The sequence below is a fragment of the Nonomuraea aridisoli genome (genome assembly GCF_003236395.1).
Taxonomy (GTDB): Bacteria; Actinomycetota; Actinomycetes; order Streptosporangiales; family Streptosporangiaceae; genus Nonomuraea; species Nonomuraea aridisoli.
In genome coordinates, this window is the sequence record NZ_POUD01000001.1 from 1 (window position 1) to 13,173 (window position 13,173).

The 13,173-nt window shown below is 72.4% G+C and carries 16 protein-coding genes; 2 read left to right on the top strand and 14 right to left on the bottom strand.

What is annotated here, in order from left to right; genetic code table 11:
- A partial coding sequence (locus C1J01_RS00005) for a VanZ family protein (RefSeq protein WP_111174953.1) occupies window positions 1-1,018 on the bottom strand: 1,018 nt, incomplete at its 3' end.
- 34 nt (window positions 1,019-1,052) lie between these two features.
- Window positions 1,053-1,694, bottom strand: a complete 642-nt coding sequence (locus tag C1J01_RS51010; RefSeq protein ID WP_220039657.1) for an alpha/beta fold hydrolase — start codon at window positions 1,692-1,694, stop codon at window positions 1,053-1,055.
- On the opposite strand from C1J01_RS51010, the gene C1J01_RS51015 reads away from it, so the two are divergent.
- Complete coding sequence (locus C1J01_RS51015; RefSeq protein WP_235854141.1) at window positions 1,677-1,979, top strand: FAD-dependent oxidoreductase; 303 nt, start codon at window positions 1,677-1,679, stop codon at window positions 1,977-1,979. The genes C1J01_RS51010 and C1J01_RS51015 overlap by 18 nt on opposite strands.
- A 27-nt stretch (window positions 1,980-2,006) precedes the next feature.
- Here C1J01_RS51015 and C1J01_RS00015 read toward each other — a convergent pair whose 3' ends face one another.
- From C1J01_RS00015 to C1J01_RS00045, 7 genes are all read right to left on the bottom strand, one after another.
- Window positions 2,007-3,002 (bottom strand): acetamidase/formamidase family protein, encoded by a 996-nt coding sequence (locus C1J01_RS00015; protein WP_146615415.1) that lies wholly within the window; start codon window positions 3,000-3,002, stop codon window positions 2,007-2,009.
- A gap of 148 nt (window positions 3,003-3,150) precedes the next feature.
- Window positions 3,151-3,525 (bottom strand): fluoride efflux transporter CrcB, encoded by a 375-nt coding sequence (crcB, locus tag C1J01_RS00020; protein WP_111174956.1) that lies wholly within the window; start codon window positions 3,523-3,525, stop codon window positions 3,151-3,153.
- Window positions 3,522-3,866: a DUF190 domain-containing protein gene (locus C1J01_RS00025; protein WP_111174957.1), complete on the bottom strand. Its 345-nt coding sequence runs from the start codon at window positions 3,864-3,866 to the stop codon at window positions 3,522-3,524. Before C1J01_RS00025 ends, crcB (C1J01_RS00020) begins: the two co-directional genes overlap by 4 nt.
- Window positions 3,863-4,324, bottom strand: coding sequence for a fluoride efflux transporter CrcB (gene crcB / locus C1J01_RS00030; protein WP_111174958.1), 462 nt, complete (start codon window positions 4,322-4,324; stop codon window positions 3,863-3,865). The genes C1J01_RS00025 and crcB (C1J01_RS00030) overlap by 4 nt, the downstream gene beginning before the upstream one ends.
- 156 nt (window positions 4,325-4,480) lie before the next feature.
- The gene (locus tag C1J01_RS00035) at window positions 4,481-5,386 is read right to left on the bottom strand and encodes a cation diffusion facilitator family transporter (protein ID WP_111174959.1); all 906 of its coding nucleotides are present in this window, start codon (window positions 5,384-5,386) and stop codon (window positions 4,481-4,483) included.
- Window positions 5,386-5,790, bottom strand: a complete 405-nt coding sequence (locus C1J01_RS00040) for an ArsR/SmtB family transcription factor (protein ID WP_111174960.1) — start codon at window positions 5,788-5,790, stop codon at window positions 5,386-5,388. The genes C1J01_RS00035 and C1J01_RS00040 overlap by 1 nt, the downstream gene beginning before the upstream one ends.
- A gap of 34 nt (window positions 5,791-5,824) precedes the next feature.
- Window positions 5,825-6,820 (bottom strand): ArsR/SmtB family transcription factor, encoded by a 996-nt coding sequence (locus C1J01_RS00045; RefSeq protein ID WP_181448488.1) that lies wholly within the window; start codon window positions 6,818-6,820, stop codon window positions 5,825-5,827.
- A 96-nt stretch (window positions 6,821-6,916) separates the two neighbouring features.
- Between C1J01_RS00045 and C1J01_RS00050 the strand changes: the two genes are divergently transcribed.
- The gene (locus C1J01_RS00050; protein WP_111174961.1) at window positions 6,917-8,137 is read left to right on the top strand and encodes an MFS transporter; all 1,221 of its coding nucleotides are present in this window, start codon (window positions 6,917-6,919) and stop codon (window positions 8,135-8,137) included.
- Window positions 8,138-8,199: 62 nt separating this feature from the next.
- On the opposite strand, the gene C1J01_RS00055 is transcribed toward C1J01_RS00050, so the two are convergent.
- The 5 genes from C1J01_RS00055 to C1J01_RS00075 are packed head-to-tail and all read right to left on the bottom strand — an operon-like array spanning window position 8,200 to window position 12,995.
- Window positions 8,200-8,838, bottom strand: a complete 639-nt coding sequence (locus C1J01_RS00055; protein ID WP_235854142.1) for a UbiX family flavin prenyltransferase — start codon at window positions 8,836-8,838, stop codon at window positions 8,200-8,202.
- Window positions 8,835-9,677, bottom strand: coding sequence for an ABC transporter permease (locus C1J01_RS51020; protein ID WP_111174962.1), 843 nt, complete (start codon window positions 9,675-9,677; stop codon window positions 8,835-8,837). The genes C1J01_RS00055 and C1J01_RS51020 overlap by 4 nt, the downstream gene beginning before the upstream one ends.
- Window positions 9,674-10,474, bottom strand: a complete 801-nt coding sequence (locus C1J01_RS00065) for an ABC transporter ATP-binding protein (RefSeq protein WP_111174963.1) — start codon at window positions 10,472-10,474, stop codon at window positions 9,674-9,676. Before C1J01_RS00065 ends, C1J01_RS51020 begins: the two co-directional genes overlap by 4 nt.
- Complete coding sequence (locus tag C1J01_RS00070) at window positions 10,471-11,508, bottom strand: ABC transporter substrate-binding protein (RefSeq protein WP_111174964.1); 1,038 nt, start codon at window positions 11,506-11,508, stop codon at window positions 10,471-10,473. The genes C1J01_RS00065 and C1J01_RS00070 overlap by 4 nt, the downstream gene beginning before the upstream one ends.
- A complete protein-coding gene (locus C1J01_RS00075; protein ID WP_146615416.1) occupies window positions 11,505-12,995 on the bottom strand; it encodes a UbiD family decarboxylase in 1,491 nt (496 codons plus the stop codon). The genes C1J01_RS00070 and C1J01_RS00075 overlap by 4 nt, the downstream gene beginning before the upstream one ends.
- Window positions 12,996-13,173 lie beyond the last annotated feature (178 nt).

Sequence of the window (13,173 nt, forward strand, 5' to 3'; positions counted from 1 at the left end):
GCAGGGCGAGGATCAGGGTGGCGAGGAGCACCAGGCCGGCCAGGCCGCCGGCCGCCGGGGCGAAGGGGGCCAGGCCGATGAGCAGGCAGTAGCCAAAGCCGCCGGACAACAGCGCGGGGACGATCCGGGCCCCGGGCCGGGCGCCGCCGGCGCGGGTGCGGCGCAGCCGTACGGCGTGCTGGCCGAGGGTGGCGCCGGACGGGCCGAACGACGGGAGGGCGAGCAGGAGCAGCGCGGGCAGCCACGGGTCGAGCACGGCGTGCGCCCACGGCCCGACCGGGGGGAGGTCGAAGCCGTACCGGAGGACGAGGTCGAGCGCGGTGGCGAGGACGCCGCCGAGCAGGAAGACGGCGACCAGGTCCACCAGCATCCCGAGCAGCCGCCGCCCCGCGGTGACCGGCCGGGCGGCCTGCGGGGAGAGGGCGGCGCTCCGTCCGCGGACGAGGTGCAGCAGCGGCGCGAACAACACGCCCAGCCCCGCGCCGAGGCCGTTGGCCAGCAGGTCGTCCACGTCGAACAGCCGGTACGGGCACGGGAACAGGAACCAGTCCCCCGTGACCTGGGTGACCTCGATCAGCAGCGACACCGCGGCCCCGGCGAGCACCACGGTCACCACGCCGCGCCGGAAGTAGTGCCGCAGGTACGCGCCCAGCGGCACGAACAGCGCCACGTTGAACAGCACCTGCTGCACCGCCGGGTTCGCCGGCAGCCCGAGCGGCCCCGGCGCCCGCTGCTCCCGCGAGATGTCGTCGAGGAAGCGCAGCGGGTCGAGCTGCGGGTGGCTCATCGCCGTATGGGCGGCGCACCACGCGCCGTCCACCCGCGGCAGCGGCAGCAGGGTGTACGCGACCAGCGCGAACCCGTACACCAGGAAGCCGAACGCGAGCAGCGCCGGCCCGAAGCCCACCTCGCCGCGCCGCCGGTAGCTGTGGAAGACGAACGGCACGAACAGGACGACGGCCAGCAACGTCCCCCCGAACAACGCCGGCAACGCCGGCAACAACCGGTCCGCGAACAACGACGACTCCCCCGCACGACTTGACCGGTTGAATCTAATTCATCCGATTTTCCGGGAAGTCCTTCGGGGGTTGACTTCGGAGCCGACCGCTAAGCGCCGCTTCGGCGCAAGAAGTGCCTACGGTCCGGACAAAGAACTCCGAGTCGTCCAGCCATGGGTAGTGCGCGGCGCCCGTCTGGACGACGAGTTCTCCGCGCGGGAGAAGCGCGGCAACCTCCGCAGCCTTGTCCGGGCGAGGGGACAGGTCCAACTCCCCCGCGAGCACCAGGACCAGCGCGTCGAGCTTGGCCAGCACCTCGCGCACCGAGGCCGCATCGTCGAATGCGCCTGGACCGGGATAGGCGTGGGCGGCCTCCTCGTTGTAGCCGTCCTCGCCGGAGGCGGCGTGGGCCTCCGCGGCTGCGTCCCAGCGGCCGTAGCTGAGGCGGTTCAGCAACCACAAGTCGTCATTGGTCGCCTCCCCGGCCATCGCCCGCTCGAAGGCGGGCACCGCCTCCTCGTACCAGGGCTCGCCGCTGCGCAGCGCGAACGCTTCGCGCCGTCCCTTGATCGGGAACTCGATCCCGGCCGCCCGGGCCCGGGCGGCCACCAGCACCAGCGACCGGATCCGCTCGGGATACCGACCGGCGTGAAGCAGCGCAAGGTCGCCGGCGGCGGAGTGGGCCAGCACGTCCATCCGCTCCAGCCCAAGGTGAGCCCGGAGCGCTTCGACGTCGTCCACCTGCCGGCGAACAAGAACATCGGCACCACCCACATCGCCAACGGCGCCTACCGGCTGCACCCGGTGGAGTGGTCGATCGGGGAGGCCGCCGGCGCGCTGGCCGCGTACTGCCTGGACTCCGGCCGCACGCCCGCGCAGGTGCGCCGCGACGACGTGCGCCGGTTCCAGGATCTCCTGTCCGGGGCCCTCGGCGTGCCGCTGGCCTGGCCGGAGGAGATCCGGCGCCACTCCCCCGAATGACCTCCCCCGAATGACCGCGCCCCGGCGTCAGCGCCGGGGCAGCAGGGACTTGGCGATGTAGGCGACGACGACCTTGTTGCCGTCGACCGCCTCGGCGACGACGAAGTCGACCGCGATGCTGCACAGCGCGTACGCGTCCGCGGTGGTGAGCGCGCCGCCGGAGTGCTCGACGAGGTGGCCGACCGCCTCCTCGACGGCGATCCGCAGCGCCACGTCGAGGTCGGCGTCGATGCCCATGCACCAGACGTACGTGTCGCTCTCCGCGCGGGGCCACTCCAGGTGGAGGTCCTTGCGCACGGTGAACCGGGCGGTGAACGCCATCGAGTGCTCGACGGCCGTCTGGTTCACCTCGCCGTGGCCCTGCGCGCCGTGCGTGTCGCCGACGTAGAACAGGGCGCCCGGCTGGAAGACCGGCAGGTACAGCGTCGTGCCGGCGACCAGGTCGCGGAAGTCCATGTTGCCGCCCCACCGGTCCGGCGGGTTGGCGGAGACGAAGCCGGCCGACGTGGGCGGCGCGACCGCCATGATCCCCGCGAACGGCCGGAACGGCACCTCGATGCCGTGGCCGAAGGCGTAGTGGCCGCCGGCGGCGTCCAGCCGGAGCAGGCGGGTGGAGCCCGTCTCCAGCAGGTCGCCGCAGACGCCGCTGCCGGGGCCGGAGATGTTCACGCCGTACGGGACGCGCGGCGACAGGTCGAGAATGTCGATCTCCAGGACGTCGCCGGGCTCGGCCCCCCGCACGGCGACGGGGCCGGTGAGGACGTGGCCGCTGGACCCGGTCGGGCGCGGGTTCCGCGCGACCTCGGCCAGCTCGGGCAGCACCTCGCCGGCCGGGACGCCCAGCGCCTCGAAGTAGGCGACCGGCCCGTCCGCCGCGGAGACCCCGCTCTGGTTGACGGCGTCGATCCTGACGACCGTGCCGGAGTCCACGGTGAGCACCGGCGCCCGGTCGGTGGGGAAATAGCCCCAGATCGCGGTCTCCCTCGTGGTGGGCAGCACGACGGCGGTGCGGGGGGAATTCACGGAGGTCGACCTCCAGGCAGGTTTCGTCACGGTATCGCCTGTTTATACCGCGTGTTTATACCGCGACCCCGGACGCATGTGCCCGGCCCGCGACCACCACATCCACCCCGAGTACAGCGGCGAGCGCGGACCCGCACCCGCCCGCGCCTCATCCCGTCACGGCGTGGGCGAGTGCGAACCCGCACACGCCCGCGCCGAGCCCGCCCGCCACACTCGCGGCGACGTTGGCGACCGCGGCGAACCGGGCGCCCTCCTGGGCCAGCCGCAGCGTCTCGTAGCCGAACGTGGAGTAGGTGGTCAGCGCCCCGCAGAAGCCGATCCCGGCGGCGGTCATCAGCGCCGGGTCGGCGGGCAGCGCGGCCAGGAAGCCCAGCAGCGCCGACCCGGCCAGGTTGACGGCGAACGTGCCCCACGGGAACACGGTGTCGTGGCGGGCCTGCACGAAACGGTCGGCCAGGTAGCGCAGCGGCGCGCCGATCGCCGCGCCGGCGGCCACGAGCACGACGGCGAGCGGGCCGCTCATCCGGCCGTCCCGCCGGCGGTGTAGCGGATCGCCTCGACCTCGTCCACGACGACCAGTCCCTCGGACATCAGCTCGTCCAACTCGGGGAGGAAGGCGCGGACGCGTTCGGCCTCGTCGACGATGACGATCGCCATCGGCAGGTCCTCCGACAACGACAGGATGCGCGTGGTGTGGATGTGGCTGGCGGCGCCGTAGCCCTCCACGCCGCGGAACACGCTCGCGCCGGCCAGCCCGGCGGCGTGCGCCCGGTGCACGATCTCGTGGTAGAGCGGCTTGTGGTGCCAGGTGTCGGTGTCGCCGACGAAGATGGTCAGCCGCAGGGCGGCTCCGGCCAGTTTCATGCCCGCCTCCGGCGGTTCAGGGCCCGCGTCGCCGCGCTGCCCGCCCAGACCGCGGCCAGCGCCAGCACCGGCGTGACCACCAGGTACGCCAGCGCCGCGCGCGCCGCCCCGCCGGCCAGCAGCTGGCGGATCTCCAGGATGTACGTGGAGAACGTCGTGTATCCGCCCAGCACGCCGACGCCGAGCAGCGGGCGCACCCATCCGGGCGCGGACCAGATCTCGGTGATGGCCGCCATGAGCACCCCGATCAGCAGGCACCCGGAGACGTTGACGGCCAGCGTCGTCCACGGGAACGCTCCGGCCTGGTGCGGGAAGGCGACGCCGAGGCCGTAGCGGGCCAGCGCGCCCGCCGCGCCGCCGAGCGCGATCACCCCGAGCGTCGGCCAGGGGACCCGCGGCGCCGGCCGCTGGACCGGCGGGTGCACATCGGCGGGACGTTCCACTTCGGGACGGGACATTTCGCGGTTCCTCCTACCAGCAGCACGACATCACCTCTGGTAGGGACCGTTGGCGGCCTCGCGCCGCGGTTGCCCGCCGGTCCGGCCGACGGGGCGGTGGGCCCCACCACCGCGACCTCAATAGGGAGGTTCATCCGCAAGTATACCTATTTGGGGTCACCAGCCGAGTTCGTCGCATCCGCGGTGGTCGGCGGGCTCGACCTGGAGGGTGGCGTGCGCGATGTCGTGGCGGCGGAGCAACACGTCCCTGGCCCGGTCCAGGACGGCGTGGTTGTCGCTCAGGTCGGCGGTGACGAGGTGGGCGGTGGCGACGTTCATGCCGGAGGTGAGCGTCCACAGGTGCAGGTCGTGCACGTCGCGTACGCCGTCGATGGCGGCCAGGTCGGCCGCGACGGCGGAGGCGTCCACGCCTTCGGGGACGTGCTGGCCCAGGACGGCGAAGACCTGGCGGCCGAGCGCGACGGCGCGTACGGCGACGAAGACGCCGATGGCCAGGGCGATGACGGTGTCCCACACGGTCTGGCCGGTGACGGCGATCAGCCAGCCGGCCACGATGACGCCGACGGAGCCGGCGGTGTCGGCGACGACCTCCAGGTAGGCGCCCTTGACGTTGAGGCTCTCGCCGGCGCCGGCGCGCAGCAGGACCAGCGCGGCGACGTTGACCACCAGGCCGGCGGCGCCGACGATCAGCATCGGGCCCGAGGCCACCTCGGCCGCGCTGCCGATGCGGCCGACGGCCTCGACGACCACGTACAGCGCGACCACCAGCATCAGCACGACGGCCAGCAGCGACGCGAACACCTCGGCCCGGTAGGAGCCGTAGCTGCGCCGGCCGGTGGTGTCGGGGCGGGTGGCGATCCGGGTCGCGACCAGCGCCGCGCCCAGGGTGACCACGTCGGCGGCCATGTGACCGGCGTCCGACAGCAGCGCCAGCGACCCGGAGATCAGGCCGTAGCCGAGCTCGACCACGAAGAACGCGCCGATCAGCACGAACGAGACGGCCAGCCGCCAACGGTGCCGGGCGCCCGCGTGCCCGTGACCGTGCCCGTGACCGGCGCCCATCACGGGGCTCCTTCGCGTTCGGGGTGGACGGCCTCGGTGTGCTCGGTGTGGGCGAGCGCCAGGTCGAGCAACATCCGTACGTGCGGGTCCTCCAGCCGGTAGTAGGCCATCCGGCCCGAGCGGCGGGCGGCCACGATGCGGTGGGCGCGCAGCAGCCGCAGTGCGTGGGAGACGGCCGACTCGCTCTGGCCGGTCACGGCCGCCAGGTCGCACACGCACAGCTCGCCGTCCAGCAGGGCGACCAGCAGCCGCAGCCGGTTGGGGTCGGACAGCAGGCCGAAGACGTCGGCGGTGTCGGCCAGGTCGTCGGCGGGCGGCATGCGCTCGCAGACGGCGGCGACCCGATCGGCGTCGACGACCTTGACCGTGCACCCGTCCACGCTCACATCTGAAGAACTCTTCATATGAGCAAGAGTAGGGTGTGGCGGTGACGGCGTGTCAAGACGTACCCGCCGGATCGCACAGGGACTCGCCCAGAGCGGTCGTCCGGTACAGGACGTTACGGCCGGTCCGCTCCCGCGCGACGAGGCCGCTGTCACGCAGCACGCCGAGGTGCTGCGACACCGCGCTCGGGGTGACGCCGAACGTACGCGCCAGGTCGGTCGTGGTCGCCGGGGAGCGCAGCGCCTCCAGCAGCTCGGCCCTGGCCCGGCCGAGCAGCCTGACGGCGCCGGCCGACGGCGCCCGCGTCCCCGCGGTCCACAACGCGCCGACGCCCCGTGCCGGGTAGCGGACCGTGGTCTGCGTGGACGTCCTCTTCTTGATCAGTACGTGCGGCGACCCCAGGGCGACCGGCATGAGGACCAGCCCGCCCGGCCCCCTGTCCACCGTGATCGCGGACGGCCAGCGCGCTCCCCCGAGCAGCAGGCGTCCGTCGTCCCACCGCAGGTCGGGGTGCAGGTCCGCGAACAACCTCGCCGCCCCGCCGGCGGCCAGCCGCCTGGCGCGGTAACCGACGTCGGCGTCGAGCACGGCCCTGATCCGCGACCAGTGCGGCGCGATGAGCCGGTCGTGCGCCGCGCGCAGCTCCCCCGCGATCCTGCGCAGGCCCTCCTCCGGGTCAGCGGCGAGCGCGGCGACGGCGGCGGGCGGCTCCGCGCCGAACACCCGCCGCAGACTCGTCCGCACCTGATCCGGACTCGTCCGGCACAGGGCCGCCAGATCCTGCTCGATGGTCGTGCTCGCGCCGCGTGGGGCCGGCACGAGGAACTCCGGCCAGTTCAGCCGTTCGCTCACCAGCAGCGGCCAGGTGTGCGGCAGATCGAGCGGCTCCCTGGCGAGGCCGTCCAGCGCCCACCGCAACCACGGCCGGTGGACGGCGTGCCTGTCCCGGTCGCCCAGCTGCCGCAGACAGGACACCGTCTCCGACAGCGGCGACACCGCGAACCGGGTCGCCGCCAGCTCCTCCACACCGAGATGGATCGTCAGCGCCATGCACGGATTATGGAACCCCGGCGCGAGGTGAGCCCGACCGTGTAGCCGGGGGCTGAATGGTGTCGCCGGCGGGCGGCGGGGCGTGAAGCTCCTGGGATGACGCTCACCGATGCCGGGTCACACCTGCCCACGCGCTACTGGCGGTTCAGGTGGGCGACGGGGTTCGCCACCGTCGGGGACGGGGTGTTCGCGGCGGCCGTCCCCCTGCTCGCCGTCGCGGTCACGCGCGACCCCAGGCTCGTGTCGGTCGTGTCGGCCGCGACGTACGTCCCGTGGTTGTTGTTGTCGCTGCCGGTCGGCGCGCTCGTCGACCGCCACGACCGGGCCGGCCTGCTGTGGCGCGCGCAGGTCGTGCAGGCCGCGGTGGCCGGCGTCGTCGCGGTCCTCGCCGCGCTCGGCCACGTCGGCGTCCCGGCGCTCGCGATCACCGCGTTCGCGCTGGGCACGTGCGGCGTGGTCATCGGCAACGCGGCCCAGGCACTCCTGCCGGACCTCGTCGCCAGATCCCAGCTGCACCAGGCGAACGGCCACCAGCAGGCGATCAACACGATCGGCCTGCAGTTCGCGGGCCCGCCGATCGGCAGCCTGCTCTTCGCGGTGGCCGCCGCCCTCCCGTACGGGCTGGCCGCCGGCTTCTTCGCGCTGGCCGCCGCGCTGCTGGCGACGCTGCCGAGAGGCGGCCCCCGGCAGAGTCCGCCCATGGGCAGGGCGATCGCGGACGGCCTGCGCATGCTGGCCCGGCACCGGCTGCTGCGCACCCTCGCGATCCTGCTCGGGGTCAACAACTTCTGCGGCCAGCTCGCCAACGCCACCCTCGTGCTGCTGGCGACCCAGACGCTCGCCCTCAGCCCGCGCGGCTACGGCCTGCTGCTCGCCGCCGCCGCGCTCGGCAGCCTGCTCGGCGCCCTGGTCAACGCCCGCCTCGTCGAGCGGCTCGGCGCCCTGCCCGCGCTGCTGGCCGCCCTGGTCACGAACGTGGCCGTCTTCGCGGGGATCGGCCTGAGCCCGAACGCGTACGTGCTCGGCGCCCTGCTCGCCGTCAACGGCTTCGTCACCACGCTCTGGAACATCGTGACCGTCGGCCTGCGGCAGGAGAGCGTGCCGTCGGAGATGCTCGGCCGGGTGAACAGCGTCTACCGGATGCTCGGCTGGGGCCTGATGCCCCTCGGGGCGCTCGCCGGCGGCCTGGTGGCGCACGCGCTGGGGCTGCGCGCACCGTACCTCGTCGCGGCCGCCCTGCGCGGTGTCGCCCTGCTCGCCGCCGCCCCCGCCCTGATCCGGGCGGCCGCCGCCGCCAGGAGGCCGGAGCCGCGGTGATCGCCGAGCACGCGGGAAAGCTCCCCGTCGCAGGTGCGTGGGGAGCCCGCGGAACCGGCGGCCTACCTGGTGGTGCCGCCCTGGCTCCGGATCTCGGCGTCGGACTGCCGGCGCGCCACCGAGGCGGGCTCTCCCTGCCACGGCGGCGCGCCCGGCACGGTCACGCCGATCAATGACAACGCCCGGGCCACGATGTGGTCCACCACGTCGTCCAGCGACTCCGGTGCCGCGTAGAACGCGGGCATCGGCGGCGCGATGATCGCGCCGATCTCGGTCGCGGTGACCATCGCCCGCAGGTGCCCGAGGTGCAGCGGCGTCTCCCGTACGCACAGCACCAGACGCCGCCGCTCCTTGAGCGTGACGTCGGCGGCCCGCACGAGCAGGTTCTCCGAGACGCCCGCGGCGATGGCGCCCAGGGTCTTGACGCTGCACGGGATCACGATCATCGCGTCCACCGGATACGAGCCGGACGCGATGGAGGCGCCGATGTCCCGGAAGTTGTGCACCACCTCGGCGTCGAAGGACGCGTCCGGCATCTCGTACGCGGCCGTGCGCCGGGCGGCGGGGCTGACGACGAGGTGCCGTTCCACCCCCGCCGCGCCGAGCAGTTGCAGGGTCCGTACGGCCAGCGCGGTGCCGGTCGCGCCCGAGACGCCGACGACGACCCGGCGCGGCGCGCCCGCGATGACAGGGGTGTTCAATGCGCTCCTCCGGTGATGGACCGATTCCAGGGGGCCAGCCACCGCTCGACCAGGCCGATCAGCCCGGTCAGCGCGACGGCGGCGAGCATCAGCACCACGACCGCGGCGAACATGCGGTCGGGCTGGAAGCTGTGGCCGGCGTCCACGATGACCCCGCCGACACCGCCGATCGCGGTGAAGAACTCCGCGATCACGATGCCGACCACGGCCTTGCCGATGCCGATCCGCAGGCCCGTCATGATCGACGGGATGACGGAGGGGATCACGATCTGGCCGAGGATGCGCGGCTGCGAGGCGCAGAACGCGGTGCCGACCTCGATGAGTGTACGCGGCACGTTCTGCACGCCGTTCCACGTGTTGATGGAGATCGCGAAGACCGTCATGGTCATCACCATCGCCGCCTTGACCGCGAAGCCCAGGCCGAACCAGAGCATGAAGACCGGGGTCAGGGCGATCATCGGCATCGCGTAGCCCGCGATGATCAGCCACCCGATCGCCGCCTCGACCACCCGGAAGCGTCCGATGAGCAGCCCCACCGGCACCCCGACGACGATGGCGAGCAGGTAGCCGGCCAGGAAGGGCTGGGCACTCTCCCACACCGCCTTGGGCAGCGAGCCGTCGCCGATCATGGAGATCAGCGCCTGGAGGACGGCGCTGGGCGGCGCGGCCAGGATCGGGTTGACCTGGCGGGCGGCGACCTCCCAGACGATGAGGAGGACGACCACGGTGCCGGCCGTGATCAGGCGGTCGCGTCCGCCTCGGCGCTGGGCCCGGATCCTCCTGGACAGCGAGGTCTCGTCGTCGACGGCCGGCGCCGCCTTGTCTGCCAGGGCGGTCATGCGGACACTCCATCCTGCTGCTGGATCTCCCGGCCGTGCACGAGTTGCAGCAGCTCGTGGCGGCGTAGGGCGAACTCCGCGGAGCCGCGGCGCTCGTCCAGGGACGTGGAACCGCCGAAGGCGGTGTCGAGCACGCCGTGCACCCGTCCGGGGTCGGGCACCAGGGTGACCACCCGGTCGGCGAGCAACACGGACTCGTCGATGTCGTGACTGACGAAGACGATGGTCTTGCCGGTCCGCTCGTGGATCTCCAGCAGCTCGGCCTGCATGTTCTCCCTGGTCTGCGCGTCGAGCGCGGAGAACGGCTCGTCCATGAGCAGCACGGCCGGGTCGATGGCGAGCGCGCGGGCGATGCCGACCCGCTGCCGCATGCCGCCCGACAGCTCGTGCGGACGGCGGTGGGCCGCATGCGCGAGCCCGACCAGCTCGATCGCCCGCTCGGCCGCCGCCCGCCGCTCGGCCTTGGGCAGCCCGCGGGCCTCCAGACCGAACTCGACGTTGCCGAGCGCGGTACGCCAGGGCAGCAGCTCGGCGTTCTGGAAGACGATGCCCCGGTTGACCCCCGGCCCGCGGACCTGCTCACCGTCCACCTCGACCGTGCCGGAGGTCGGGTGTTCCAGGCCCATGACGATGCGCAACAGCGTGGTCTTCCCACAGCCGCTGCGCCCGGTCAGCGCCACGATCTCACCGCGGCGCACCTGGAACGACACGTCGTGCAGCGCCTGCACCTCACGGCCCTTGTCGTCGCGGAAGACCTTGGACACTCCCTGGACGTCCACCGCGAGGTCGCCGCTCATTTGGCGTCTCCGTAGTAGCGGGAGGGCACCTCGCCGAGCTCGGCCACGGCCTTCTGGCGATAACTGTCGTCCACCATCGGGTCCACGGCGATGGGCGACGGGGTGATGCCGAGCTTCGTCTGCAGGTCGGCGAGGTACTTGATCTGCTTGACCGGGATCTCACCGTTCAGGGCGAGGTAGCCGCCGTCGTGGAACTCCTTGTACGTCTCGTCGATCATCGGGTCGGTCGCCGGCACCTTGAGCGTCTTGGCGGCCAGCGCCTTGGCCTCGTCCGGGTGATCGTTGGCATAGCGGATGCCCTCCACGAGGCCCGCGATGAGCCCGGTGACGGCGGCGCCCTTGGACTGGAGCACGTCGTCCCTGGTGATCAGGGCGTACCTGGGGAAGTCGGGCACCACGTCCTTGGCCCGGCCGAGCAGCTTGACGCCGTCCTTGGCGGCCTGCGCGGCGTAGTCCAGCGGCGCGGAGGCGACCTGGATCTGCCCGCCGACGACCGCCTTGTACCGGTCGGACGAGCCGCCGGAGTTGACCAGCTTCACCGAGGCCGGGTCGACGGAGGACTGGAGCATCATCGCCTTGGCGACCACCGCCGGCAGGCCGGTCGGGGTGGAGACGCCGAGCGTGGTGCCGGACAGCGCGGACAGGGAGCCGACCTCGTTCTTGGCGTAGAGCGCGTAGTTCTGGCCGGGCATCGTGGAGCCGACGAACTTGAGCTTCGCGCCCTTCTGCGCCGCGAGCAGCGCCTCGCTGGGGTTGCCCTGGATCACGTCGACCTGGTTGGCCAGCAGCGCGGGGAACGCCTGCTGGGCGCTCTTCAGCTGGACGACGTTGACCTTGACGCCGTGCTTGGCGAAGAAGTCCTTCTCCTGGCCCATCAGCAGGTAGCCGGAGTCGGCGCCGGGCTCGTAGATGCCGTACGTGATGGTGGCGTCGTCACCGCTCCCGGTGGCGGAGGTGTCGCCGCCGCACGCGGCGAGGCCGAGGGCCAGGGCGGCGGTCACCGCGGCGATCGCGGTCTGGCGGAGCCTGCTCATTCTGCTTCCTCCGGTTGCACGTGGGGGGTTGGAGCGCCGAGCGCGGACAGGACGCCGGCGAACTTGCGCGCGACCTGGTCGCGCAGCTCCGGACCGGCCTCGGCCACAGGCGGGAAGTCAGCGAGGCGGTCATAGGGACGGACGGCCGTGATGATGGCCCGCGAGTTGTGCGTCTGCCCGTGCGGGATGCGGGGGTCGAGCGGCCCGCTCCAGGCGCGGCGGATGATCTCGATGTCCTCGGCGGGGTCGCACCGGGTGGACATGGCCCACAGGACGTCGAAGGTGTTCGTCGGGTCGATGTCGTCGTCCACGACGACCACGAAGCGCCCCAGGTAGGAGCCCGACTGACAGGACGCCGCGAGCAGGCCGGCCTGCTTGGCGTGACCGTCGTAGGCCTGCTTGATGGAGATGACGTTGAACAGCCGGGCGGCTCCCGCCTCGTGGCACCACACGCCCTGCACCCCGGACAGCCCCGCCCGCTCCACCTCGTCCCAGATCATCCCCGCCTTCATCACGCACTTGCTGTACGAGAAGTTGGAGGGCGGCCTGATCGGCGAGGCGACCGTGACGATGGGGTCGTTGCGGTGGTAGATCCGGCGGATCCGCACCACGGGCTGGTCGGAGCGCCCGCCGGCGTAGTAACCCGTGAACTCGCCGAACGGCCCCTCCGGCGCCACGTCGCCGGGGTACATCTCGCCCTCCAGCACCAGCTCGGCCCTGGCCGGCATGGGGAGGCCGTAGAGCTCGGAGGCCACGACCTCGAACGGCTGCCCGCGGTGGCCGCCCGCGTAGTCGTACTCCGACAGGCCGTAGCGCAGCTCGTTGCCCGAGGCCAGGAAGAGCAGCGGGTCGTGGCCGCAGGAGATGAGGACCGGGCAGGGCTCGCCGCGGGAGAAGTACTTCTCCCTGATCTGCCGGCCCTGCTTGCCGGGAGAGATCCACAGGCCCACCCGGTCCGGCCCGTGGACCATGCTCCGGTAGGTGCCGATGTTGACCCACCCGTCGTCCGGGTCGCGCATGATGACCAGGTCGTCGGTGCCGATGTAGCGGCCGCCGTCCCGCTCGTGCAGGAAGGGCGCCACCAGCGCGGTCACGTCCACCTCGTCGTCGCGCAGGACGTTCTCCAACACCGGACCGTCGTCCACGGTGACCGGGGGGATCGGTTCGTGGGTCTTCATCCGGTCGCGGTAGGCGCGCACGACGTCGAGCGGATGGCTCGGAGCCGGAAGGCCGAGGGTGAGCGCCAGGCGTTCGGCCGAGTTGGTGGCGCCGGAGAAGGCCCGATGGCCGGGCTTGGCGCCCACGAGGTCGTCGAACAGAACGGCGGGGCCGCCCTCACCGCCGCGGTGGGCGATGAGCTCGATGAGGGTGCCGAGCTCGAGATGAGGGTCGACGCCGCCCACCCTCATCAGTTGACCGGACCGGTCGATCCGCTCGATCAGTTCGCGCAGGTCGGCGTGGGGGGCGTCGTAGTCGTTGTAGGTCACCGACGCCACCCGCGCGAGAGCATGCTGATGCGACCGTTTCCATGCTGAATCATGACATATACCCGTTTCGTGGCAGGGCGCCCGGATCTGCTGTTCGTTGCCAGAAGTTACGGGTGGTTTTCGTAAAAGGGAATCGAACGGTCATAGATTCTGCACAGCAGAACAACTTGGGCTCCGG

Coding starts and splice junctions, on each gene's coding strand:
- C1J01_RS00070 (WP_111174964.1), bottom strand. CDS start 11,508: ATGAGCAGGCTCCGCCAGACCGCGATCGCCGCGGTGACCGCCGCCCTG.
- crcB (WP_111174958.1), bottom strand. CDS start 4,324: ATGTCCCGTCCCGAAGTGGAACGTCCCGCCGATGTGCACCCGCCGGTC.
- crcB (WP_111174956.1), bottom strand. CDS start 3,525: ATGAGCGGCCCGCTCGCCGTCGTGCTCGTGGCCGCCGGCGCGGCGATC.
- C1J01_RS51010 (WP_220039657.1), bottom strand. CDS start 1,694: ATGGACGTGCTGGCCCACTCCGCCGCCGGCGACCTTGCGCTGCTTCAC.
- C1J01_RS00050 (WP_111174961.1), top strand. CDS start 6,917: ATGACGCTCACCGATGCCGGGTCACACCTGCCCACGCGCTACTGGCGG.
- C1J01_RS00065 (WP_111174963.1), bottom strand. CDS start 10,474: ATGAGCGGCGACCTCGCGGTGGACGTCCAGGGAGTGTCCAAGGTCTTC.
- C1J01_RS00045 (WP_181448488.1), bottom strand. CDS start 6,820: ATGGCGCTGACGATCCATCTCGGTGTGGAGGAGCTGGCGGCGACCCGG.
- C1J01_RS00025 (WP_111174957.1), bottom strand. CDS start 3,866: ATGAAACTGGCCGGAGCCGCCCTGCGGCTGACCATCTTCGTCGGCGAC.
- C1J01_RS51020 (WP_111174962.1), bottom strand. CDS start 9,677: ATGACCGCCCTGGCAGACAAGGCGGCGCCGGCCGTCGACGACGAGACC.
- C1J01_RS00035 (WP_111174959.1), bottom strand. CDS start 5,386: ATGGGCGCCGGTCACGGGCACGGTCACGGGCACGCGGGCGCCCGGCAC.
- C1J01_RS00040 (WP_111174960.1), bottom strand. CDS start 5,790: ATGAAGAGTTCTTCAGATGTGAGCGTGGACGGGTGCACGGTCAAGGTC.